Annotated in this window: 18 protein-coding genes; 10 read left to right on the top strand and 8 right to left on the bottom strand. The window is 54.8% G+C overall.

Translation table 11 applies throughout. The features are described 5' to 3' along the window. Positions 1 to 10: 10 nt before the first annotated feature. Together EM595_RS06575 and rlmKL are read right to left on the bottom strand one after the other, a co-directional pair. A complete protein-coding gene (locus EM595_RS06575; protein ID WP_067429295.1) occupies positions 11 to 1924 on the bottom strand; it encodes an ABC transporter ATP-binding protein in 1914 nt (637 codons plus the stop codon). A gap of 7 nt (positions 1925 to 1931) precedes the next feature. After that, a complete protein-coding gene (rlmKL, locus tag EM595_RS06570; RefSeq protein ID WP_067429293.1) occupies positions 1932 to 4049 on the bottom strand; it encodes a bifunctional 23S rRNA (guanine(2069)-N(7))-methyltransferase RlmK/23S rRNA (guanine(2445)-N(2))-methyltransferase RlmL in 2118 nt (705 codons plus the stop codon). Positions 4050 to 4162: 113 nt separating this feature from the next. Here rlmKL and EM595_RS06565 point away from each other — a divergent pair, with 113 nt between their 5' ends. Further along, a complete protein-coding gene (locus tag EM595_RS06565) occupies positions 4163 to 5272 on the top strand; it encodes a YcbX family protein (RefSeq protein WP_067429291.1) in 1110 nt (369 codons plus the stop codon). Positions 5273 to 5282: 10 nt separating this feature from the next. On the opposite strand, the gene EM595_RS06560 is transcribed toward EM595_RS06565, so the two are convergent. Further along, positions 5283 to 5828 (bottom strand): cell division protein ZapC, encoded by a 546-nt coding sequence (locus EM595_RS06560; protein ID WP_067429289.1) that lies wholly within the window; start codon positions 5826 to 5828, stop codon positions 5283 to 5285. A gap of 366 nt (positions 5829 to 6194) precedes the next feature. Then, positions 6195 to 7205 (bottom strand): quinone-dependent dihydroorotate dehydrogenase, encoded by a 1011-nt coding sequence (pyrD, locus tag EM595_RS06555; RefSeq protein ID WP_067429287.1) that lies wholly within the window; start codon positions 7203 to 7205, stop codon positions 6195 to 6197. Between the two features lie 381 nt (positions 7206 to 7586). Here pyrD and ssuE point away from each other — a divergent pair, with 381 nt between their 5' ends. Genes ssuE through ssuB form a run of 5 tightly spaced genes read left to right on the top strand, consistent with a single transcriptional unit; the run spans position 7587 to position 11839 of the window. After that, positions 7587 to 8138, top strand: coding sequence for an NADPH-dependent FMN reductase (gene ssuE, locus EM595_RS06550; protein WP_067429284.1), 552 nt, complete (start codon positions 7587 to 7589; stop codon positions 8136 to 8138). A 15-nt stretch (positions 8139 to 8153) separates the two neighbouring features. Next, the gene (locus tag EM595_RS06545; RefSeq protein WP_371317160.1) at positions 8154 to 9110 is read left to right on the top strand and encodes a sulfonate ABC transporter substrate-binding protein; all 957 of its coding nucleotides are present in this window, start codon (positions 8154 to 8156) and stop codon (positions 9108 to 9110) included. Positions 9111 to 9113: 3 nt separating this feature from the next. After that, entirely contained in the window at positions 9114 to 10259 is a 1146-nt protein-coding gene (ssuD, locus tag EM595_RS06540) for an FMNH2-dependent alkanesulfonate monooxygenase (protein WP_067429278.1), read from the top strand. 6 nt (positions 10260 to 10265) lie between these two features. Next, complete coding sequence (gene ssuC, locus EM595_RS06535) at positions 10266 to 11057, top strand: aliphatic sulfonate ABC transporter permease SsuC (protein ID WP_067429275.1); 792 nt, start codon at positions 10266 to 10268, stop codon at positions 11055 to 11057. Then, entirely contained in the window at positions 11054 to 11839 is a 786-nt protein-coding gene (gene ssuB, locus EM595_RS06530) for an aliphatic sulfonates ABC transporter ATP-binding protein (protein WP_067429272.1), read from the top strand. Before ssuC ends, ssuB begins: the two co-directional genes overlap by 4 nt. Before the next feature lie 30 nt (positions 11840 to 11869). On the opposite strand, the gene pepN is transcribed toward ssuB, so the two are convergent. Continuing rightward, positions 11870 to 14485, bottom strand: a complete 2616-nt coding sequence (gene pepN, locus EM595_RS06525; protein ID WP_067429269.1) for an aminopeptidase N — start codon at positions 14483 to 14485, stop codon at positions 11870 to 11872. 258 nt (positions 14486 to 14743) lie between these two features. On the opposite strand from pepN, the gene pncB reads away from it, so the two are divergent. From pncB to EM595_RS06505, 4 genes are all read left to right on the top strand, one after another. Then, positions 14744 to 15949 carry a nicotinate phosphoribosyltransferase gene (pncB, locus tag EM595_RS06520; protein ID WP_067435232.1) on the top strand — a complete coding sequence of 402 codons (1206 nt, stop codon included), beginning with the start codon at positions 14744 to 14746 and terminating at the stop codon, positions 15947 to 15949. 158 nt (positions 15950 to 16107) lie between these two features. Then, complete coding sequence (gene asnS / locus EM595_RS06515; RefSeq protein WP_067429266.1) at positions 16108 to 17508, top strand: asparagine--tRNA ligase; 1401 nt, start codon at positions 16108 to 16110, stop codon at positions 17506 to 17508. Positions 17509 to 17809: 301 nt separating this feature from the next. Beyond that, positions 17810 to 18940, top strand: a complete 1131-nt coding sequence (gene ompF / locus EM595_RS06510; RefSeq protein ID WP_067429263.1) for a porin OmpF — start codon at positions 17810 to 17812, stop codon at positions 18938 to 18940. Between the two features lie 175 nt (positions 18941 to 19115). Further along, on the top strand, positions 19116 to 20306 hold the full coding sequence (locus EM595_RS06505; protein ID WP_067429261.1) for an amino acid aminotransferase: 1191 nt from the start codon (positions 19116 to 19118) through the stop codon (positions 20304 to 20306). A 58-nt stretch (positions 20307 to 20364) separates the two neighbouring features. Here the strand turns inward: EM595_RS06505 and EM595_RS06500 are convergent, their stop codons facing one another. The 3 genes from EM595_RS06500 to ldtD all read right to left on the bottom strand — a co-directional run bounded on the left by EM595_RS06500 (position 20365) and on the right by ldtD (position 23562). Next, positions 20365 to 20994 carry an MBL fold metallo-hydrolase gene (locus EM595_RS06500; protein ID WP_067429258.1) on the bottom strand — a complete coding sequence of 210 codons (630 nt, stop codon included), beginning with the start codon at positions 20992 to 20994 and terminating at the stop codon, positions 20365 to 20367. Between the two features lie 33 nt (positions 20995 to 21027). Beyond that, positions 21028 to 21579 carry a peptidoglycan L,D-endopeptidase MepK gene (gene mepK / locus EM595_RS06495; protein ID WP_067429256.1) on the bottom strand — a complete coding sequence of 184 codons (552 nt, stop codon included), beginning with the start codon at positions 21577 to 21579 and terminating at the stop codon, positions 21028 to 21030. 189 nt (positions 21580 to 21768) lie between these two features. After that, positions 21769 to 23562 carry a L,D-transpeptidase LdtD gene (gene ldtD, locus EM595_RS06490; RefSeq protein ID WP_067429253.1) on the bottom strand — a complete coding sequence of 598 codons (1794 nt, stop codon included), beginning with the start codon at positions 23560 to 23562 and terminating at the stop codon, positions 21769 to 21771. Positions 23563 to 23652: the final 90 nt, after the last annotated feature.

The following is a 23652-nucleotide window of genomic DNA, read 5'->3' as shown; positions in this document are numbered from 1 at the left end:
GCTCCCTTGCTTACTCACCACTATTTTTCAGGGATTCAAGGTATTCCCAGCGTTCAAAGGCCTTTTCCAGATCCTGCTCCGCCTGCGCCATTGCATCCAGTACCGGCTGCGTGGTTTCACGCGGCTGGCTGAAGAAGTCAGCATCGCCGATCTGGGCCTGAAGCGTGGCGATACGTGATTCCAGCTGCTCCAGCTGCTGCGGAAGCTGTTCAAGCTCGCGCTGCAGGTTATAGCTTAGTTTGCTTGCGCTGCGTTTAACAGGTTCGCTTTTCGCGTTTTCGCTTTTTGACGAGGCGGTAGGTTTTGCCGGCGCGCGGGTCTGTTTATAGGCGCTACGCTGCAGCTGAGCATCGTGATAGCCGCCAACAAAGGTGCCGATCTCGCCGGTGCCTTCAAAAATCCAGCATTCGGTCACGGTGTTATCAACAAATTCACGATCGTGGCTTACCAGCAGCACGCTGCCCTGATAGCCATCGATCAGCTCTTCCAGCAGCTCCAGCGTTTCCACATCCAGGTCATTGGTCGGTTCATCGAGAATCAACAGGTTGCTGGGCTTGAGGAACAGCTTGGCCAGCAGGAGGCGGTTACGCTCGCCGCCCGACAGCGCTCTGACCGGCGTCATGGCGCGCTTGGGATGGAACAGGAAGTCCTGCAGGTAGCCGAGCACATGGCGCGGCTTACCGTTGACCAGCACTTCCTGTTTACCTTCAGCAAGGTTGTCCATCACCGTACGATCGGGATCGAGTTCGGCACGGTGCTGATCGAAGTACGCCACTTCCAGCTTGGTACCGATATGCACACGACCACTGTCCGCTTTAAGCTGACCGAGCATCAGCTTAAGCAGCGTAGTTTTACCGCAGCCGTTAGGCCCCACCAGCGCAATTTTGTCGCCGCGCTGTACCTGCGCAGAGAAATCTTTAACCAGCTGCTTACCAGCAATGCTGTAATCGACGTTTTCCAGTTCAAAGACAATTTTGCCCGAGCGCGTGGCTTCGCCAACCTGCATGTTCGCTTTGCCCATCACTTCACGACGTTCTGAGCGCTCGCGACGCAGCGCTTTTAGCGCACGCACACGGCCTTCGTTACGCGTGCGGCGCGCCTTAATGCCCTGACGGATCCACACTTCTTCCTGCGCCAGCTTGCGGTCAAACTCCGCGTTCTGCATCTCTTCTACCCGCAGCGCTTCTTCTTTGCTTTCCAGGTAGAGATCGTAATTACCCGGCCAGGAGACCAGCTTACCGCGGTCGAGATCGACAATACGCGTCGCCATGTTGCGGATAAACGAACGGTCATGGGAAATAAAGACGATGCTGCCCTGAAAAGTTTTCAGGAAGGTTTCCAGCCAGTGAATTGTTTCAATATCCAGGTGGTTGGTTGGCTCATCGAGCATCAACACGCGTGGATTACTGACCAGCGCACGGCCCAGCGCCGCTTTACGCAGCCAGCCGCCTGACAATGATGAAAGCTCAACGTCAGGCTCAAGGCCGATTTTTTCCAGCACGTCATTGATACGCGCTTCCAGCTGCCAGAGATTCTGATGATCGAGGATCGCCTGCAGGCGCGCCATCTCATCAAAATTCTTCTCACTCGGATCGTCCATCACCACATGCGAAATCGCGTGGTAGGCTTTTAAATGCTCCGCCTGCTCGGCCACGCCTTCGGCCACGAAGTCATACACCGTACCGGCGATATTGCGCGGTGGATCCTGTTGCAGGCGCGCAACGATCAAATCCTGTTCGTAAATAATGCGACCATCGTCGAGCGGCTGTTCGCCGTTGATGATTTTCATCAGCGTCGATTTACCGGCGCCGTTACGGCCTACCAGGCAGACGCGCTCATTCTCTTCGATATGCAGTTCTGTGTTGTCCAGCAGCGGCGCGTCGCTGAACGATAAATAGGCACCATGAATACTGATTAATGACATATAACGCTTATTCCTTACCGGCGTGAGTAATCAGCCAGCAGTTGTGAATCTGACGATTGCGGGCAAAATCTTGTGACTGCGTTTTAGCAGTGATTTCCTGGGCTGTCAGGCCGAGCGCGCTCAGGCCGTCGTGGTCCATTTTGAAACCGCGTTTGTTGTTGGAGAACATGATCGTGCCAGCGTTGCGTAAAATACGCTTCAGGTCACGCATCAGGTCCAAGTGATCGCGCTGGATATCAAAACTCTCTTCCATGCGCTTGGAGTTTGAAAAGGTTGGCGGATCGACAAAAATCAGATCGAACTGCTCATCGCAATCGCGCAGCCAGCTCAGGCAATCTGCCTGCAGCAGGCGATGCTGGCGACCAGTCAGGCCGTTCAGACGCATATTGCGCTCCGCCCACTCCAGATAGGTACGCGACATATCAACCGTGGTTGTGCTGCGCGCCTCGCCCAGCCCGGCGTGCACGCTGGCGCTGCCGGTGTAAGCAAACAGGTTCAGAAAGTCTTTGCCTTTGCTCATCTGGCCCAGCATTTTACGCGCGATACGGTGATCGAGAAACAGGCCAGTATCGAGATAATCGGTAAGGTTGACCCAGAATCGCGCATTATATTCACGCACTTCAAAGTAGTCGCCTTTTTCACCGAGTTTTTGATACTGGCTTTTACCTTTCTGGCGCTCACGCGTTTTCAGCACCAGCCGATTGGCCGGCAACGCCAGCACGCTCAGCGTGGCGGCGATCACGTCGAACAGACGCTGACGTGCTTTTTGCGGATCTATGGTTTTTGGCGGCGCATATTCCTGAATAATGACCCAGTCATCGTAGCGATCCACCGCTACGTTGTAATCAGGCAGATCGGCGTCATACAGGCGATAGCAGTTGATGCCCTCCTGACGCGCCCATTTATCCAGCTTCTTAACGTTTTTACGCAGGCGGTTGGCATAATCATCCGCCAGCTGCGCGCCGGTTTCGCCGACGGCTTTTTCCGCCAGATGATAGTTTTTCTGTACACAATCCAGCGGACCATTTTTCGCTTTGAACTGGCGATCGGCACGCAGTTGCAGGCAGCTTAGCAGCTCGGGCGATGCGCTGAACAGCGACAGGTTCCAGCCGCCGAACTGGCTTTTGGCAATGCGTCCCAGTTGGCTGTGCAATGCGATCAGCGCAGGTTCGCTTTCCAGACGTTCGCCGTACGGTGGGTTGCTTAACAGCGTGCCGTGCGGACCCTGCGGTAATGGATTTTTCAGCTGCAGAATGTCCTGCACCTTCACGCTGATCAGATCGCCCAGGCCAGCGCGGCGCGCGTTGGCACGAGCGCGATCGATAACGCGTTCATCATTATCAAAGCCGAAAAAGCGCGACTGGCACGCCTGTAAGCCTTCACGGGCGCGCACCTGCGCTTCCTGGGTCAGGCTCTTCCACAATTCTGGCTGGAAACTTTTCCAGCCGGTAAAGCCCCAGTGCTGACGATGCAGGCCCGGCGCACGATCGGTAGCGATCATCGCCGCCTCAATCAGCAGCGTTCCGGAGCCGCACATCGGGTCGATCAGCGGAGTTTGCGTCTGCCAGCCGGATCGCAGCACAATGGCCGCCGCCAGGTTCTCCTTCAGCGGTGCCTGGCCGGTCTGCTGGCGATAGCCGCGCTGATGCAGGCCTTCGCCACTGAGGTCGAGCGCAATACTGGCCTGATCGTTGTTCAGCCAGACGTTGATGCGAATATCGGGCTGCTCACGATCGACGTTCGGACGCGGCAGATTTTTACGGGTAAAGCTGTCCACGATGGCGTCTTTTACCTTCAGGGCGCCAAACTGGCTGTTGCGAATCACATCGTTGGTGCCGCTAAAATGCACGGCAAAGGTTTTGTCACTGTCAAACAGCGCTGGCCAGTCAATAATCTGCGCGCCGATATAGAGATCGAGATCGCTGTAAACACCGCATTCGCTCAACGGCAGCAAAATGCGCGAGGCGAGGCGGCTCCACAGTAAACTTTGATACAGCAAACGATCGTCACCCTCAAAATGGACGCCGCCTTGTACCACGCGCACTTCCTGCGCACCCAGCGCTTCCAGCTCAGTTTTTAACAGCTCTTCGAGCCCACGCGCCGTACTGGCAAACAGAGAATTCATATCGTCACTTACTGTATTGAGAAAATTGAGGCGCATTATAGCCAATCGCCGACCTATGTCATAAAGTTAGCTTCCTTTCGTACCAGGTTTTTACCTTTTGCACGGAGCAATCCATGATTATGTTATCTCGCCTGGCGGTCTACCCGGTGAAATCGATGCGCGGTTTGCAGCTTTCACATGCGCAGGTTCTGCCTGGCGGCCTGGCGTTTGATCGCATCTTTATGATTACCGACACGGATGGCACCTTTATTACCGCCCGTCAGTTTCCCCAAATGGTGCTGTTTACCGCGGCGCTGCTCACGGATGGTTTGCACCTCAGCGCACCTGACGGCAGCAGCGCCAGCGTGCGCTTTACAGATTTCTCCGCTGACGCCGCCGCCACCGAAGTGTGGGGCAATCACTTTACCGCCCACATCGCGCCCGCCGCGATTAATCAGTGGCTGAGCGGTTTTTTCCCGCGCGCGGTGCAGCTGCGTTGGACCGGCAACCTTCCGACACGGCGGGTAAAGCAGCGCGATGACGTCCCGCTGGGATTTGCCGACGGCTACCCTTTTTTGCTCACCAACGACGCCTCGCTGCGCGATCTGCAGCATCGCTGCCCGGCGGGCGTGCGCATGGAACAGTTTCGCCCCAACCTGGTGATCGGCGGCGCGAGCGCCTGGGCGGAAGATAGCTGGTCATCGCTGCGCATCGGCGAGATTATTTTTGACGTGCCGAAACCCTGCAGCCGCTGCATCTTCACCACCGTCAGCCCGTCGCGCGGCCAGAAGCATCCCAGCGGCGAGCCATTGGCCACGCTGCAATGTTTTCGTACTGCTCAGGATAACAGTGGCGATGTCGATTTTGGTCTCAATCTGATCGCACGTAACAGCGGCATCATCCGCACCGGCGATGAGGTCGAGATCTTAACCCTGCGTGAACCTCGCCACTATGGCGCTGGCGAGGTGGCGGAAAGTATTAAGCCGCTGGTGCAGCCAGAGCAAAGCGTGACGATTACCTATCAGGGCAGACATTTTCGCGGGAATAATCAGCAAATTTTATTGGAACAGCTGGAGATGCAGGGCGAAAAAATTGCCTATTCATGTCGGGCAGGCATTTGCGGCAGTTGTGCATTAAGGCTGGTGGCAGGAAAAGTGAAACCGCTGAAGCAAACTGCGCTGCAGGCTGACGGCAAGGTGTTATCGTGCAGCTGTATTCCGGATGGTGATATAGAGCTGGCCTGAACCGGGCGGTTCAGACCGCGCGGTCGTAGCGAATGACTGCCGGTTCGCAGCGTGGGATTAAACGATCGTTCATCACTTTAATCGCGTCACCAAGCACCATTTCGCGGCCAGCCAGCGTAACCGAATCCTGGGCCAGCACACAAAGCGAGGCGCTGCCGCCACTTTCAACCGTTAGCAGGCGCGCCTTTTCACCATTCTCACACAGGATCACATCGGCCAGCTCGCCCGCCTGCGGCTGCCAGCCGTAGTTTGGCTGATTGCAGAAGTGCCAGCTTTTAGGCATCAAAGGTTTCACAAAGCGAGCGGCCACCAGCGCATTAAGCACCAGTTCGGAACGCTGTTGATGATCGAGTTCGGTCTGACGGCAATGTTCAGCGAAGGTGTAAAACAGCGCGGCGTCATCAACAGAAAATTCTGAGGAGTCAAAGGCATCAGGCGTGAGCGTCTTGCGGGCGAAACGGGAGCGAAATAACTGGCCATCCGCTAAATCAAGCATCATTCGGTCGTGTTCTGCGTCATAAAACCAACGCCACTTATCGTCCGGCTTAATTTTCATCTTCGCCCTTCCTGTTGAATATTAACTCATTTCCCGCTTCTTATTAGCGACCAGCCGACATTCTAGACAATTTGACTGCCTCTGTCTGTTTAAATAAGAAACAAAAATGTCAAAATTTGAGACGGGCCGTAAAACGCGGCGATAATGGCGGGAATGCAGGAAAAGTCTTAGGGGAGACTAACACCGTATTTAAACAACTTTTCTCCTTATTATTCATTAATATCAAAACGTTGCGTTATTAAGGTTAGCAGCAGGCCGATAGATCAGACGATTTAGCTGCCGCCGCGCGTTTAATCGCAAATAAAACGATAAAATGCAAAATGGGCCGTAAAACCGCAATTTTCGGCCCATCATGCAGAAAAGAGCTTAAAGGTGATTAACAATCTCTTTAATCAGCGGCGGGCCTTTGTAGATAAAACCTGAGTAAATTTGCACCAGCGTGGCGCCCGCGGCGATTTTTTCACGGGCGGAGGTAAGCGAATCAATGCCGCCAACGCCAATGATCGGTAGGCGACCATTCAGCTCAACCGCCAGTCGGCGAATTACTTCGGTGCTGCGCGACTGCACCGGGCGTCCGCTGAGTCCACCCGCTTCCTCGCTGAATTTCAAACCGCTGACCAGCGAACGGTCAAGCGTAGTATTAGTGGCAATCACGCCATCAATGCCATGTCGCACCAGGCTGTCGGCAATCTGTACCAGTTCCTCTTCCGATAAATCCGGGGCAATTTTTACCGCCACCGGCACATACTTCAGATGGCGCTTCTCCAGTTCGCCCTGCTTCGCTTTGATCGCCGCTAACAGCTCATCCAGCGCTTCACCGTATTGCAGCGTGCGCAGGCCCGGTGTGTTGGGTGAGGAGATATTAATGGCGATATAACCCGCATGCGCATAGACCTTCTCCATACAGATGAGATAGTCATCTTTGCCGTTCTCTACGGCAGTATCTTTATTTTTACCGACATTAATGCCGAGAATGCCGTCAAAGCGCGCCTTCTTCACGTTCTCAACCAAATGATCCACGCCAAGATTATTGAAGCCCATGCGGTTAATGATGCCTTCTGCTTCCGGCAGGCGAAACATGCGTGGCTTATCATTACCCGCTTGCGGTCGTGGCGTTACGGTACCCACCTCGATAAAACCAAAGCCCATAGCGGCAAACGCGTTAATACATTCACCATTTTTATCCAGACCCGCCGCCAGCCCAAGACCATTTTTAAAGGTTAGCCCCATACATTTCACCGGACGCGAAGCGACCTGCTGGCGAATCATCATCTCCAGCGGCGTACCGGAAATAAAGCGCAGCTGTTGAAAAGTCAGCTCGTGCGCGCGCTCAGCATCAAGCTTGAATAACGCTTTTCGGACCAAAGGATAAAACATGTGCTCTCCAGAATGGCGGGGGTAAGGGCGACAGGTGCGCCAAAATGGTAAAGCGCTTTGTGGATAAAGTAAACGCAAATACAGCCACTTAAGGCGTTTTTCAACCCGCCAAACCCTAAGCTAACAGACTGATAACCCTGTGATTACCGTTGCGCATCCCAAATGGCGCTTTCTTCACGCCGGTTCAGCTTCTGCAACATCCTGATTCCCCCGCTTACGCAGCGGCACGCTTCTGTGCTTCCAGCATCAGGAAGGCTTTAGCGTAAAGCTGACTAAATAATCCCGGATAAATCATTTAGTGGTACCTCGCAGCTCTGCCAGGATGAAGACATCAGTTCTTTAAAGATGTTAATCAATAACTTTTAGTTATAAGGAGTTTCAATGCGCGTGATAACGCTGGCGGGCAGTCCTCGCTTTCCTTCCCGTTCAACCGCCCTGCTGGCGCTCAGTCAACAACGACTGGAAAGCCGTGGCGTGGAGGTTATTCCCTGGAATATCCAAAACTTTGTGCCGGAAGATCTGATTAATGCGCGCTTTGACGCCCCGGCCCTGCTGGCTTTTAAAGAAGATTTGGCCAGCGCTGATGGCCTTATCGTGGCGACGCCGGTCTACAAAGCCTCCTTTACCGGCGCCCTGAAAACGCTGCTCGATCTGCTGCCCGAACGTGCACTGGAACATGCAGTCGTGCTGCCGCTGGCTACTGGCGGAACGGTAGCCCACCTGCTGGCGGTAGATTACGCACTTAAACCGGTGCTGAACGCCCTGAAAGCCCAGGAGATTCTGCATGGCGTGTTTGCCGATGACACGCAAATCACCCATTACGATCGCCAGCCCGAACTGGTCCCTCAGCTAACGCTGCGTCTTGACGAGGCGCTTGAGACCTTCTGGCAGGCGCTGGCCAGACGTCATTTGCCCTATGCGCTGGCGGTGTAAAAGGAGTGAATCATGATGCGTAAAATGGCTTTCTTTTTGCAGGGTCTGCTGCTGCTTATCTGGTCCGCGACGGCTTTCGCCAGCGATCCCGCGACCTTCCGTATTGGCTATCAGAAAGGCTCAGTGAGCATGGTGCTGGCTAAGTCGCATCATATGCTGGAGCAGCGCTTTCCCAACACGCGCATTCAGTGGGTTGAATTTCCGGCCGGTCCGCAAATGCTTGAAGCGCTGAACATCGGCAGTATCGATCTGGGCAGCACCGGCGATATTCCCCCGCTGTTCGCTCAGGCCGCCGGGGCTGATTTGCTCTATGTCGGCGCCGAGCCGCCAAAGCCGCTGGCCGAAGTTATTCTGGTGCCGAAATCGAGCCCGCTACAACAGGTCAGCGATCTGAAAGGCAAGAAAGTTGCCTTTCAGAAAGGTTCCAGCTCACATAATTTGCTGCTGCGCGCGCTTGAGCAGGCAGGGCTGAGCTTTACCGATATCAAGCCGATCTACCTGACCCCCGCCGATGCCCGCGCCGCCTTTCAGCAAGGCGATGTTGATGCCTGGGCTATCTGGGATCCCTACTATTCCGCCGTGCTGCTGCAGGGCAATGCCCGCGTGCTGGCCGATGGCAGCAAGCTGAAGCAGAGCGGCTCGTTTTATCTCGCTACGCGATCCTTTACCGAAGCACATGGCGACTTTGTGCAGCAGGTGCTGGCCACCTTTAGCCAGGCGGATGCATTAACGCTTAGCCATCGCGATGAGAGTATCGATCTGCTGGCGCAGGCGATGGGCCTGCCCAAGCCAGTGCTTGCCAGCTATCTCGACCATCGTCCGCCCACTTCTATTAGCCTGGTCAGCGAGAAAACCGCGCAACTGCAGCAACAAACAGCCGACCTGTTTTATCAAAACCATTTAATGCCGGTAAAAGTCTCCGTCGCCGATCGTATCTGGCACGGCCCGGCCGCCCATAAGTCAGGAGAATAAACGATGTCACTTTCCGTATTCTGGTTTTTACCCACGCATGGCGATGGCCGTTATCTTGGTACCGCTGAAGGTGCGCGTCCGGTGGACCACGGCTACCTGCAACAGGTGGCGCAGGCAGCCGATCGTCTGGGCTTTGGTGGCGTACTGATTCCAACCGGCCGCTCCTGTGAGGATGCCTGGCTGGTTGCCGCTTCGCTGATCCCGGTAACGCAACGTCTGCGCTTTTTAGTGGCGCTGCGTCCCGGCGTGATTTCGCCGACTCAGGCGGCGCGACAGGCAGCTACGCTGGATCGCCTCTCTAATGGACGTGCGCTGTTTAACCTGGTCACCGGCGGCGATCCTGAAGAGCTGGCGGGCGACGGTGTGTTTCTCGATCACCGCGAGCGCTACGCTGAATCGGCTGAGTTTACCCGCGTCTGGCGCCGGGTACTGGAGGGCGAAACCGTAGATTACGAAGGCAAGCATGTGCACGTGCGCGGTGCGCGACTGATGTTTAAACCGGTGCAGCAGCCGCGCCCACCGCTGTGGTTCGGCGGTTCGTCGGATGCCGCACAGGATCTGGCCGCAGAGCAGGTGGATGTCTATCTCACCTGGGGCGAGCCACCGGCCCAGGTTAAAGAGAAGATTGCCCAGGTGCGTGATAAAGCGGCAGCGCAGGGACGTAAAGTCCGTTTTGGTATTCGGCTGCACGTTATTGTGCGCGAAACCAATGAAGAAGCCTGGCAGGCCGCCGATCGGCTGATTGCTCACGTGGATGATGAGACCATTGCCAAAGCGCAGGCGGCTTTCCTGCGCGCCGACTCTGTCGGTCAGCGCCGCATGGCTGCCCTGCACGCCGGACGTCGCGATCGGCTGGAGATCAGCCCTAACCTGTGGGCGGGCGTGGGTTTGGTACGCAGCGGTGCCGGTACGGCGCTGGTAGGTGATGGCCCGACGGTAGCGGCGCGTATGCAGGAATACGCCGATCTCGGTATCGAAACCTTTATTTTATCGGGCTATCCACATCTGGAAGAGGCGTATCGGGTCAGTGAGTTGCTGTTCCCCCACCTCGATTTGCAGGTGCCGGAGGTGCCACAGCCGCGGGTGGCCGATGCACACGGCGAGGCGGTGGCTAACGATTTTACGCCGCAGAAAGCCGCGCGAGGATAATTCGCCATGAGCAGAATACGCAGCAGGTTCCTGAATCATCTGATGCCGTGGGCGCTGCCGGTGTTGTTGATTGTAGTCTGGCAGATCGCTTCGCAAATCGGTGCGCTTTCCACGCGCATTCTGCCCTCGCCGGAAAACGTGGTTCTCGCCTTCTGGCGGCTGTCGGCCAGCGGGGAGCTGTGGCAGCATCTGGCGATCAGCAGCTGGCGCGCGCTGGTGGGATTCGCCATCGGTGGCTCAATCGGCCTGACGCTGGGCCTGATTACCGGTCTTTCTCGCCAGGGAGAACGGCTGCTGGACACCTCGGTGCAGATGCTGCGCAATGTGCCCCATCTGGCGCTGATCCCGCTGGTGATTTTGTGGTTTGGCATCGACGAAGCGGCGAAGATTTTTCTGGTGGCGCTCGGCACGCTGTTTCCCATTTATATCAATACCTGGCACGGCATTCGGAACGTCGATCGCGGTCTGGTTGAGATGGCACGTAGCTATGGTCTTTCCGGCTGGCGTTTATTTGCTCAGGTGATTCTGCCTGGCGCCCTGCCCTCTATTATGGTCGGCGTACGCTTTGCCCTTGGCCTGATGTGGTTAACGCTGATCGTTGCTGAAACGATCTCAGCCAATTCCGGTATCGGTTATCTGGCGATGAATGCCCGTGAGTTTTTACAAACTGACGTCGTAGTGGTCGCCATCATCCTGTACGCCCTGCTCGGCAAGCTGGCAGACGTCAGCGCGCTGCTGCTGGAGCGTCTCTGGTTACGCTGGCATCCCGCTTATCAAAACAAGGAGGCGTTCGCATGAATCAGATGACCCCGCGCCCCGCGCGTCTCAATAACGGCACGCCGGTGGCAATTGAAAACATCACCAAAACCTACGGCACAAAGACCATTCTGAATCAGCTGGATCTGCACATTCCGTCCGGTCAGTTCGTGGCGGTAGTGGGACGCAGCGGCTGCGGCAAGAGCACGCTGCTGCGCCTGCTTGCCGGGCTGGAGAATGCCACCGACGGCCAGCTATTGGCGGGAAACCGTCCGCTTGCCGCTGCTCGTGATGACACCCGTATGATGTTTCAGGATGCGCGCCTGCTACCGTGGAAAAGCGTAATCAATAATGTCGGTCTTGGTCTGCGTGGCAACCACTGGCGTGATGCGGCACAGGATGCCCTGCAGGCGGTGGGGCTGGCGGATCGTGCCGACGAATGGCCTGCGGCACTTTCGGGTGGTCAGAAGCAGCGCGTGGCGCTGGCCAGAGCGCTGATCCATCGTCCTGGCCTACTGCTACTGGATGAACCGCTTGGGGCGCTGGATGCTCTGACGCGCATAGAGATGCAGGATTTGATTGAGGCACTCTGGCAACAGCACCATTTTACCGTGCTGTTGGTGACCCATGACGTCAGCGAGGCGGTGGCGATGGCCGATCGGGTCTTGTTGATTGAAGAAGGGAAAGTTGGGCTGGATCTTGCTGTCGATTTGCCGCGACCACGGCGCAAAGGGTCGGCACGGCTGGCGGAACTGGAAGCGGAAGTGCTGGATCGAGTGATGAAGCGATCGTCAACGGAACAGCTTCGCCTTCGGGCACAATAAAAAACGGGGCGATTGCCCCGTTTGGTTTTATCAGGCGTTTAACGCCTTGGTGATTTTCTCGTAAAGATCGCCGGAAAGATTCTCCAGCGCCTTCAGCTGCTCCAGCGCCTGACGCATCAACGCCTGACGTTCGCTGTTGTAGCGTTTCAGACGAATCAGCGGTTCAACCATGCGCGCGGCAACCTGTGGATTACGCGTGTTAAGGTCGGTCAGCATCTCCACCATAAACTGATAGCCGCTGCCATCTTTGGCGTGAAACGCCGCCGGATTCGCCGAGGCAAATGCACCAATCAACGAGCGCACGCGGTTCGGGTTACCCATGCTGAACGAGCGGTGCGACAGCAGCGCGCGCACGCGCGACAGCACATCCGCAGCCGGGCTGGTCGCCTGCAGCACAAACCACTTGTCCATCACCAGACCATCCTGATGCCAGCGCTCATCGTACGCCGCCAGCAGGGCTTCATGGCACGGCAGCTGCGCCGCGACGGCGGCACTTAAGGCCGCCAGCGCATCGGTCATGTTATTTGCCTGATGGTATTGCGCCTGCACCAGCTTGTCTGCCTGTTCGGCATCGCCAAACGCCAGCCAGGTCAGACAGACGTTTTTCAGCGCGCGGCGGCCGATTTCGTCGTGCTCAACACGGTATTCGCTGCTTTGATGTGCCAGATAAACCGCCAGCCACTCATCCGCCAGCTCGGTAGCCAGCGTACGCATCATCGCTTCGCGCACCGCGGCGTTGGCTTCAGGATCGATGATATCGAACAGTTCAGCCATCTCATTTTCAGTTGGCAGCGATAAAATCAGCGCCATCAGCGCCGGATCGCCGTTTTCCTGTAGCAGCACGGCACGGAACGCGTCAGCGACGTGCAGCGGCAGCGACAACGGCTGGCCCTGTTGATAACGCGCCACATTGAGTTTGATATAGGTGGCCAGCAGGCTCTGTGCCGCATCCCAGCGAGAGAAATCGTTGCTGGCATGGCGCATCAGGAAGGTCAGCTGAGCGTCGCTCCATTTATAGTCGAGCTTCACCGGCGCGGAAAACTCGCGCAGCAGCGACGGCACCGGCTGGAAATAGACGTTATCAAACACAAAGCTCTGGAACTCTTCGGTGACGTTCAGCACGTGATGCACCGGATGACCGTTGTGCTGCAGCGGAATCACCTTGCCTTCGTTATCGTACAGTTCGATATCGAGCGGAATATGCAGCGGCAGCTTCTCTTTCTGATCGGCGGTGATCGGCGTGTGTTGCGTCACGTGCAGCGTGTACTGTTCCAGCTCAGGATTGTAGTCATCGCGCACCGAAACAATCGGCGTGCCCGACTGGCTGTACCAGCGACGGAACTGAGAAAGATCGACATTAGAGGCATCTTCCATCGCCTGGACAAACTCGTCGCAGGTGGCGGCGCTGCCGTCGTGGCGTTCAAAGTAGAGCTGCATGCCTTTCTGGAAATTCTCTTCGCCCAGCAGCGTGTGCATCATGCGAATTACTTCTGAACCCTTCTCATACACGGTCAGCGTATAAAAGTTGTTCATTTCAATCACCTGATCCGGACGAATCGGGTGCGCCATCGGGCTGGCATCTTCGGCGAACTGGGCGCTGCGCATAACACGCACGTTATCGATGCGGTTAACGGCACGAGAGCCGAGATCGGAGCTGAACTCCTGATCGCGGAACACCGTCAGTCCCTCTTTCAGGCTGAGCTGGAACCAGTCGCGGCAGGTTACGCGGTTGCCGGTCCAGTTATGGAAATATTCGTGACCGATGACCGCTTCAATGCCGAGGTAATCTTTATCGGTCGCGGTTTCTGCCTTGGCCAGCACATATTTGGAGTTAAAGACGTTAAGGCCTTTGTTCTCCATCGCGCCCATATTGAAGAAATCCACCGCTACGATCATAAAGATGTCGAGGTCATACTCCAGACCGAAGCGCTCCTCGTCCCACTTCATGCTGTTCTTCAGTGAGGTCATCGCCCAGTCGGCACGATCAAGGTTGCCGCGGTCGACATAAATTTCCAGAGCAACATCGCGGCCAGAACGCGTGGTAAAGCTGTCGCGCAGCACGTCAAATTCACCGGCCACCAGCGCAAACAGGTAGCAGGGCTTCGGAAAGGGATCTTCCCACTTCATCCAGTGACGACCATTTTCCAGCTTGCCGCCATCAATGCGATTGCCGTTGGAGAGCAGGAACGGATAACGCGCCTCTTCGGCAATAATGGTGGTGGTAAAACGGGCCAGCACGTCAGGGCGATCCAGATACCAGGTGATATGACGGAATCCTTCCGCTTCGCACTGCGTACAGAGCGCCTCGCCTGATTTATAGAGGCCTTCCAGCGCGCTGTTCTTATCCGGGTGAATATCGTTAACGATTTTCAGTGTGAAGGTGGCGGGCAGCTGATTCAGCACCAGCGCACGCGCTTCCAGCTGATAATGACTCCACGGCTGACCATCCACTTCAATACTGATCAAGGTGAGATCTTCGCCATCAAGACGCAATGGCGCATCGGCCTGGGCCAGGCGTTTGACGCGGCTGACGGCGGTGACACGCGTGGTGGCAGCGTCCAGTTCAAAGGTCAGGTCGATATCGGTGATGGTGTAATCCGGAGCACGGTAATCATGGCGATATTTTATTTGTGGCTGTTGCGTCATAAATCCTTCTCTTCACAATGAAAGTTAACCGACAGAGTCTATTCTGAGTGGCGACGGCTTGCTACGTCGATCCGCTGTATCCAGTATAATTGATACACCATTTTAACAATCGCACGATTTAATCTCGCCCGCCGGGATGAAATATGTTGAGATTGCCCCGATTCAGGGACAGAGCCGGCTTATCCGGTTATACTTTTCGTTTGTAATTTTTTTAATTAGTCCGCTTTGCGCCGCGGCAAAAGGATGCTGAAACGCACCATGACTCGACATGCCTCTCCGATTATTACCACGCTGCTCGATACCGATGCGTACAAACTTCACATGCAGCAGGCCGTTTTTCATCGTTATCAGGATGTAACAGTCACGGCGGAGTTTCGCTGCCGTGGTGACGAGCTGCTGGGCATCTACGCTGACGACATTCGTGAGCAGATTGCCGCCATGCACACCTTAGCGCTGAGCGATGACGAGTATGCTTATCTCGCCAGCCGCCCGGTTTTTAAGCAGGATTATCTCGACTGGCTGCGTAACTTTCGTTTTCAGCCGGCTCAGGTCGATGTTCGTAATATTGACGGCCGGCTCGACATTCATATCACCGGCCCGTGGCGCGAAGTGATTTTGTGGGAAGTGCCGCTGCTGGCGCTGATCAGTGAAGTTGTGCATGGTCATCGTTCGCCTGACGCTACCGTGGCGCAGGCGGTGGACCATCTCCAGCATAAGCTCGCCGCATTTCGTGAGATCACCGCAGACGTCGATATGTCGCGATTTAAACTGATGGATTTTGGCACCCGCCGCCGCTTCTCGCGTGACGTGCAGGAAGCGATCGTCAGCACACTCACCACCGATTTCCCGTGGCTGGTTGGCTCCAGCAACTACGATATTGCGCGTCGCAACGGTATCACGCCGGTGGGCACGCAGGCGCACGAGTGGTTTCAGGCGCATCAGCAGATCAGCCCGGTGCTGGCCGATAGTCAGCGCGCTGCCCTGCAGGCGTGGCTGGACGAATATGGTTCACAGCTCGGTATCGCCTTAACCGATTGCATTACCACCGACGCTTTCCTGCGCGACTTTGGCGCCGCTTTTGCCAATCAGTATCAGGGGCTACGTCAGGATTCCGGCGACCCGGTGGCATGGGGTGAAAAAGCGATTGCGCATTACCAGAAGCTGAACATTGATCCGCTCACCAAAACGCTGGTCTTCTCAGATAATTTGGACCTGAACAAGGCACTGGCGCTTTATCAGCATTTTGGTCAACGCACCAACGTGGTGTTTGGTATTGGAACGCGTCTGACCTGCGATATTCCTGCGGTGAAGCCGCTTAACATCGTGATTAAACTGATTGAGTGCAACGGCAAGCCGGTAGCAAAACTTTCCGACAGTCCGGGCAAAACCATTTGTCATGACGAAGCCTTCATTCATGCTTTGCGCAAGGCATTTGACCTGCCGCCGATCAAACTCGCCAGCTAAACCTGACCTCACGGGGCAGTAACCTGCCCCGCTCTGCATAAATTAATCCCTTTCTTGCCCGTAATTCTGCTTGTTTCCTGTCGGACCGCAAGTAACATAGCACTACCCCGAATGTGGGGTTATTCCATTCATTCAAATTCATTAATAGAGAGATATTTATGAGCGTAGTGCCTGTAGCGGATGTACTGCACGGCCGTGTTGAGGTTGACAGTGAAGTCACCGTGCGCGGCTGGGTGCGTACCCGCAGAGATTCAAAAGCCGGTATTTCCTTCATCGCCGTTTATGACGGCTCCTGCTTTAATCCTGTCCAGGCCGTAGTAAATAATTCTCTGAATAATTACCAGAGCGAAGTGCTGCGCCTGACAACCGGCTGTTCGGTCGTGGTCACCGGCAAAGTGGTGGAATCCCCGGGCGAAGGCCAGAGCTTTGAAATTCAGGCCACGGCGATTGACGTGGTGGGCTGGGTGGACGATCCCGATACCTATCCGATGGCCGCCAAGCGTCACAGCATTGAATATCTGCGTGAAGTCGCGCACCTGCGTCCGCGCACCAATCTGATCGGCGCCGTGGCGCGCGTGCGCCATACGCTGGCTCAGGCGCTGCACCGCTTCTTCCATGAGAACGGCTACTTCTGGGTATCGACGCCGCTGATTACCGCCTCCGATACCGAAGGCGCTGGCGAAATGTTCCGCGTCTCGACGCTGGACATGGAAAATCTGCCGCGCGATGCGCAAGGCAAAGTTGATTACAGCGAAGACTTTTTTGGCAAAGAAGCGTTTCTCACTGTATCCGGCCAGCTGAATGGCGAAACCTACGCCTGTGCGCTGTCAAACATCTATACCTTTGGTCCAACCTTCCGTGCGGAGAATTCCAACACCAGCCGCCATCTGGCTGAGTTCTGGATGCTGGAACCGGAAATCGCCTTTGCTTCACTGGACGATGCCGCGGCGCTGGCTGAACGTATGTTGAAATATGTGTTTGCTGCGGTACTGAATGAGCGCGCTGATGATATGGCGTTCTTCGCCGAGCGGGTGGATAAAGACGCCGTTGCACGCCTGGAGCGCTTTGTCGCCACTGACTTTGCGCAGGTTGACTACACCGACGCGGTAACCATTCTTGAAAACTGCGGCCAGAGCTTTGAAAACCCGGTGTACTGGGGCGTCGATCTCTCTTCCGAGCATGAGCGTTATCTGGCAGAACAGCACTTCAAAGCGCCGGTTGTGGTGAAAAACTACCCGAAAGATATTAAAGCGTTTTATATGCGCATGAATGACGATGGCAAAACCGTGGCGGCGATGGATGTGCTGGCGCCGGGCATTGGCGAAATCATCGGTGGTTCACAGCGTGAAGAGCGTCTCGACGTGCTCGACCAGCGTCTGGCTGAGATGGGTCTGAATAAAGAAGATTACTGGTGGTATCGTGATCTGCGTCGTTACGGCACCGTGCCGCATTCTGGTTTTGGATTAGGTTTCGAACGTTTGATCGCTTATGTCACTGGCGTACAAAATGTAAGAGACGTTATTCCGTTCCCACGCACGCCACGCAACGCGAATTTCTGATTTTCAGAATTAAACATAAGAAATTCATATATATAAAAGGGTCAGCTATGCTGGCCCTTTTTTATTTTTGTAAATTTAGAGATGTCTCACAAAGTTCCGTATATTTTACATTTTGTAATACATATTTTCCTTTTGAAACTAGATTACGAGTTTTGTAGCATTTTCGGGCTAGAATTACGCGGGGTTGAATGGAAAGATGCGTGCAGACACAGGAAGACACCAAACTCTCTTCAAGGTTCTGTAAAGAATTTTTGACGGCAGTGGCAGATGTCCAAAAAAACTCCAATGAGGGTAATAAATAATGATGAAGCGCAACATTCTTGCAGTGGTTATCCCCGCTCTGTTAGCAGCTGGTGCAGCCAATGCAGCCGAAATCTATAACAAAGATGGCAACAAGCTGGATCTCTACGGCAAAGCGGTAGGCCTGCATTACTTCTCTGATGATGACGGTTATGCTAGCGATGGCGACAAGTCTTATGTGCGTTTCGGTTTTAAAGGTGAAACTCAGATCAATCAGTACATGACCGGTTATGGTCAGTGGGAATACAACGTTCAGGCAAATAACTCTGAAGGCAGTGATGCCCAGAATAATAACAAAACCCGTTTAGGTTTCGCTGGCCTGAAATTTGCTGATGCTGGCTCTATTGATTACGGCCGTAACTACGCAGTGGGTTATGATGCGCTGGCCTGGACCGATATGCTGCCAGAATTCGGTGGCGACTTCGGTCAGTCTGACTCCATGACCGGCCGTACCGGTGGTGTGGCAACTTACCGTAATACTAACTTCTTTGGTCTGGTTGATGGCTGGGACTTCGCTGTTCAGTACCAGGGCAAAAATGATCGTACCGATCAGACCCGTTCTAATGGCGACGGCTACGGCGCGTCAACATCATACGTATCGCCAATTGGCTTGGGCATCGTTGCTGCATATAGCTCTCAGGACCGTACCAACGGCCAGAATGGTTTGCTGACAGGCGCTGCTGCTCCAAACAACTTAACGTTTGGTCGCGGAGACCGTGCAGAGTTCTGGGGTACTGCGGTAAAATATGATGCCAACAACATTTACCTTGCGGCATCATATGCTGAAGGCCGTAACGCAACGCGCTTTAGCGCTAACCTGCCTAATGCAACTGGCGGAACCTCAAGTGTTGACGGCATAGCTAACAAGACTCAGGATATTGAACTGGTTGCTCAGTACCAGTTTGACTTCGGCCTGCGTCCTTCTATTGCTTATGTTCAGACTAAAGGCAAAGACATCGAAGGTTTTGGCGATGTTGACCTGGTTAAATACTTTGAAGTTGGCGCGTCTTACTACTTTAATAAAAACATGTCTACCTACGTTGACTACATCATCAACCAGATTGATGATGACAACGAACTGGGTATTGGTTCTGGCGATACCGTGGCTGTTGGCCTGGTTTACCAGTTCTAAGTCCCCTTCTGGTAACGACCAGACGATAAAAACGGAGCCTTTTGGCTCCGTTTTTCTTTTTGTACGATCTGCGATTTCACTCCCCTTTCTTTTTGTCGCAAACGGTTGGCAAAGCATCAACCAGGCGTTAACCTGATGGCTCTTATCGCTTTTATCAAAGCCTATGGACCCTACTATGTTTGAAAAAATTGCAGCTGCACCCGCCGATCCTATTCTTGGTTTAGCCGACCTTTTCCGCGCCGATAACCGCTCTAATAAAATCAATCTCGGTATTGGCGTTTATAAAGATGAAACGGGCCAGACGCCGGTATTATCCAGCGTTAAAAAAGCGGAAAAATTCCTGCTGGAAAATGAAACCACCAAAAACTATCTGAGCATCGATGGCCTGGCTGATTTCGCCCGTTGCACGCAGGCGCTGCTGTTTGGTAAAAATCATGCGCTGATCACCGATCAGCGTGCGCGCACCGCGCAGACGCCAGGCGGCACCGGTGCCCTGCGCGTTGCCGCTGATTTTCTGGCAACGCAGACCGATGTTAAGCGTATCTGGGTAAGCAACCCAAGCTGGCCCAATCACCAGAACGTTTTTCACTCTGCGGGCCTAGAGGTGTGTGAGTACGCCTATTATGATGCGCAAAACCATACGCTGGACTTCGACGGCATGCTAAGCGCGCTCGATAAGGCCCAGGCAGGCGACGTGGTGCTGTTCCACGGCTGCTGCCATAACCCCACCGGCATTGACCCAACCAAAGAGCAGTGGGCGCAGCTGGCAGCGCTGTCGCAGCAAAAAGGCTGGTTACCGCTGTTTGATTTTGCCTATCAGGGTTTTGCCCGTGGTCTGGAAGAAGATGCGGAAGGTTTGCGTATTTTCGCTGACACGCATCAGGAACTGCTGGTTTGCAGCTCTTACTCCAAAAACTTTGGCCTGTATAACGAACGCGTGGGCGCCTGCACCTTAGTGGCAGCAAACGCCGATGCAGCGGCTACCGCATTCAGCCAGGTGAAATATACTATCCGCGCCAACTACTCTAATCCTCCAGCGCACGGTGCAGCGGTGGTGGCCACTATTCTTGGCAATGACGCGCTGCGTGCGGAATGGGAGCAGGAACTGACGGCAATGCGTCAGCGCATTCATCTGATGCGTGAGCTGTTCGTTAAAACGCTGCAGGAAAAAGGTGCGCAGGGCGACTTCAGCTTTATCATTCGCCAAAACGGCATGTTCTCGTTCAGCGGATTGAGTAAAGATCAGGTTGTTCGCCTGCGTGACGAATTTGCGGTTTATGCGGTGAATTCAGGACGCGTTAACGTGGCGGGTATGACACCAGATAATATGTCTGCACTCTGCGCAGCGATTGTCGCAGTGCTGTAAACCGGCAGATAAGCAGAAACAAGAATGGGCCTGAGCGGCCCATTTTTTATTGCGTAGATTATTGCAGAAAGGGGTTAGTTTTACGCTCATGTCCCAGCGTGGAGCCGGGCCCGTGTCCAGGCAAAAACGCCACGTCATCACCTAACGGCAACAGCTTCTCTTTGATGGCTGAAATCAGATGCTGATGGTTACCCTGTGGAAAATCGGTGCGTCCGACGCCGCCGTTGAAGATCACATCTCCGGACACCAGCAAGCGGCCAACACGATCAAAGAAAACAATATGTCCGGGCGTATGACCTGGCGTATGTAATACTTCCAGCTGCACCTTGCCCACGGCAACGCTGTCGCCCTCTTTCAGCCAGCGAGCCGGCGTTAAGGGTGCGCATTCCGGCAGACCAAACATGCGGCTTTGCTCTGGCAGATTTTCCAGCCAGATGGCATCACGTTGGTCTGGCCCGATGACTGGCACACCGTAATGGGCAGCCAGTTCAGCGGCGGCGCCAACATGATCAAGGTGGCCGTGAGTAAGCAGGATTGATTCAATCGTTACCGGGGCTGCGGCAACTGCCTGCTTGATCATCTCCGCATCGCCACCGGGGTCGACAATAGCGGCAGAACCGGTCTCAGCACACCAGATCAGAGAACAGTTCTGGACGAAGGCGGTCACCGGAATAATGTGATAGTTCATAACGCTCCATTATGGCCCGGCGACTGGCTTCTGTTACGACCAGTTGCGCACCGGGCCGGTATCTATATGTACGAAATTACTGCTTGGATAGTATCCTACACCACCCGCACGCAAGGCGAGCGCTGCTTTACGGACGTTGCTCAGCTGGATGCCTTCGATATGAAAATCCATGGCCTGTCCGAGCGTATGATAACTGTGTTTTGCCACGCCTCTGCTGTGCGCACGCAGATTGTTGTTGGTAGCAAGCGAACGATAGCCGGAAATGAGCTGCACTGGCTTACGCGTTTCAAGCATCGCCTGCAGGCGGTACAGCTGATCGAACAGTTTAGGATCGATCTTCTTGGTTTGATTGGCGCGATAGTCACGGAAAAAATGATTTAACCTGGCCAGTTCATCCTTATCATAACTCTTTCCATTGAAAAACTCGGTCTTCAGGGTTTCACCGGTATGGAGATTATTTAACGTCAGAATGCGCGGACGAGGCGTCGAAAGCGTAGCAAAGGCAGAACCGGGAAGACAAGCCAGACCGGCTGCTGCTCCGCCTAAAACCAGGAGTTTACGACGTTGGGGATCAAAAGTAGCCATGAAATGCGTTTACCTACAACAGTGCGAAAAGTGGGTCGTGCAAAAAGTGCACAAGGCCGCACATTAAACGCCAGCTAACCGTTCGTCAACCCGGCGAAGGTCAAGAAAAAGGGGAAGCGTGGTTAATCTTCCCCTTTTGAGACCAGTCTTGCACATGTAAGCAAAAATAACTGATTGCTGAATCAAGCACTAAAGCAGGAGCTGGCCAGCTTTACTGAGCATATGCGTGCCCGATCGCGCAGTTGTATCATAGTTGTAAATATCTGTTCGAAATTGTGGCTTACCGTCATCAGCCACCCATGCGGTCAGATAATAGAGGTTAACCGGGATACGATGACGAATCGGCACGTAACGGGTATCACCTTCCTGCAGCGAGCTGGAAATCTTCGCATTGTTCCAGCCCACATCCTGCAACAGCATATTGGCCAGATCGGACGCACGATTTACCCGCACGCAGCCGGAACTCAGCGCACGGATATCGCGCTGAAACAGGTTATGATTCGGCGTGTCGTGCAGATAGATCGCGTCAGAGCTGGGCATATTGAACTTGTAGCGGCCAAGCGAATTGGTCGCGCCAGGTGCCTGACGAATGCGATAAGGGAATGAGGCCGCGGACACCATGCTCCAGTCAATCATTGAAGGATCGATCACTTCAGCATCGGCGTTCCAGCCCGACAGCAGCGTATAGCCATGCTTGTAGAGATAGCTCGGATCCTGCTTAACCTTAGGCACAATATCTTTGCGCACTAATGTAGTCGGCACATTCCACGGCGGATTCAGTACCACATTATTCAGCGCGCTGCGCATCAACGGCGTCTTGCGATCCGGTCGTCCCACGATCACGCGTGACGTCAGTGCAGGCGTGCCGTTGGTGTAATAGATCAGCGAATAGTTAGGAATATTCACCATAATGCCGTTGTGCATATCATCCGGCAGCAGGCGCAAACGCTGGATATTCAGCGCCATCAGTGAAACCCGCATCTGCGGCGACACATTCAGCCATTCGCGCGTACGCGGACCGATAGCGCCATCGCCTTCCAGACCTTGCCACTGCTGAAAGCGTTTAACGGCGGCCACCAGCTGGTCATCATAAACCTGATCCGCACTGGCAGCGACATCAGCAGGCGGCGTCACCAGGCCTGGGTTTTCCGGGGTTTTTGGCGGAATCGTGCTGACCGACGTCGCTGACGGACTGACCGCCACCGGCGCGGGCTGACTGGCGCTGACGGTGACCGGCGTCGTTGACGTTGTCGTCGCATCCAGCATACCGCTGCGCTGCAAAATCTCACGCAGTGCCGGCACATCGGCGCTGACCTGGCCGGGGCGCAGCGTCTCGCGGCCGTTAAGCTGCGGCCACGGCTGGTTATCGCTCATTAACGTGATTAGCGCCTTGCGCATGCGCTGGTACTGCGGATGCTGTGGCACCAGCGAGCGTACAAAGGTTGCCAGCACGCCCTGCTCGATCGATTTATGCCACTGGTTCACCGTCGAGAGCGGCGGCAGCGCCATCTTATAAGGCACGTTGCTGTATAACCAGTTCTCGCCCTGCGCGGGCACATTGGCAATAAATTGCAGATAGCCATACATCGCATCGGACAGGACAATGTCCCGCGCAAGGCCGGTGATGGATGGATTGGTTAGCTGCTCAATCCAGCGGTTAAACTGCGGCTGCACACCCGACAGCGCCACTTCAGCCAGTTGCTGCTGAAACTGCTGTACCGCAACGGGATCGTGCCACACCGGCTGCATATCGCGCCCGGCGTAGAGCGTTGCCAGCGAAGCGAGATAGAACGGCTTGCTGCCATCGTTGAAGGCCGCGAGGATCTGTCGCTGGCTTTCACCAGCGCTCATACTTTTGCTGACCGCGCGGGAAGGCGCGGCCGTTATTATCGCTGCAGTGGCGGCGGAAATGTTCGCCAGACCAAGGGAGAGACAACAGGCCAAAGCGGCACGTTTTAGTAAAAATGAATTTGCCAGCAACATCCTTTGCCCCCTTTAACATCAACATGAGCGGGTACGGAACCGCGCTAAAAGCGGAAACGCTTTTATTAAGTATAGAAATGAAAACGGCAT

Origin of the sequence: Duffyella gerundensis (genome assembly GCF_001517405.1) — a bacterium.
In the GTDB taxonomy this organism is placed as follows: domain Bacteria; phylum Pseudomonadota; class Gammaproteobacteria; order Enterobacterales; family Enterobacteriaceae; genus Duffyella; species Duffyella gerundensis.
The sequence above is the reverse complement of the archived record's forward strand: the minus strand, read 5'-3'. Positions and strand labels throughout refer to the sequence as shown.

Bases quoted from the DNA above. Each gene is read 5' to 3' on its own strand.
- ssuC (WP_067429275.1), top strand. From the start codon at position 10,266: ATGAGCAGAATACGCAGCAGGTTCCTGAATCATCTGATGCCGTGGGCG.
- ompF (WP_067429263.1), top strand. From the start codon at position 17,810: ATGATGAAGCGCAACATTCTTGCAGTGGTTATCCCCGCTCTGTTAGCA.
- EM595_RS06565 (WP_067429291.1), top strand. From the start codon at position 4,163: ATGATTATGTTATCTCGCCTGGCGGTCTACCCGGTGAAATCGATGCGC.
- pyrD (WP_067429287.1), bottom strand. From the start codon at position 7,205: ATGTTTTATCCTTTGGTCCGAAAAGCGTTATTCAAGCTTGATGCTGAG.
- pepN (WP_067429269.1), bottom strand. From the start codon at position 14,485: ATGACGCAACAGCCACAAATAAAATATCGCCATGATTACCGTGCTCCG.
- ssuB (WP_067429272.1), top strand. From the start codon at position 11,054: ATGAATCAGATGACCCCGCGCCCCGCGCGTCTCAATAACGGCACGCCG.
- ssuD (WP_067429278.1), top strand. From the start codon at position 9,114: ATGTCACTTTCCGTATTCTGGTTTTTACCCACGCATGGCGATGGCCGT.
- EM595_RS06560 (WP_067429289.1), bottom strand. From the start codon at position 5,828: ATGAAAATTAAGCCGGACGATAAGTGGCGTTGGTTTTATGACGCAGAA.
- rlmKL (WP_067429293.1), bottom strand. From the start codon at position 4,049: ATGAATTCTCTGTTTGCCAGTACGGCGCGTGGGCTCGAAGAGCTGTTA.
- EM595_RS06505 (WP_067429261.1), top strand. From the start codon at position 19,116: ATGTTTGAAAAAATTGCAGCTGCACCCGCCGATCCTATTCTTGGTTTA.
- ssuE (WP_067429284.1), top strand. From the start codon at position 7,587: ATGCGCGTGATAACGCTGGCGGGCAGTCCTCGCTTTCCTTCCCGTTCA.
- EM595_RS06575 (WP_067429295.1), bottom strand. From the start codon at position 1,924: ATGTCATTAATCAGTATTCATGGTGCCTATTTATCGTTCAGCGACGCG.
- pncB (WP_067435232.1), top strand. From the start codon at position 14,744: ATGACTCGACATGCCTCTCCGATTATTACCACGCTGCTCGATACCGAT.
- EM595_RS06500 (WP_067429258.1), bottom strand. From the start codon at position 20,994: ATGAACTATCACATTATTCCGGTGACCGCCTTCGTCCAGAACTGTTCT.
- mepK (WP_067429256.1), bottom strand. From the start codon at position 21,579: ATGGCTACTTTTGATCCCCAACGTCGTAAACTCCTGGTTTTAGGCGGA.
- EM595_RS06545 (WP_371317160.1), top strand. From the start codon at position 8,154: ATGCGTAAAATGGCTTTCTTTTTGCAGGGTCTGCTGCTGCTTATCTGG.
- ldtD (WP_067429253.1), bottom strand. From the start codon at position 23,562: ATGTTGCTGGCAAATTCATTTTTACTAAAACGTGCCGCTTTGGCCTGT.
- asnS (WP_067429266.1), top strand. From the start codon at position 16,108: ATGAGCGTAGTGCCTGTAGCGGATGTACTGCACGGCCGTGTTGAGGTT.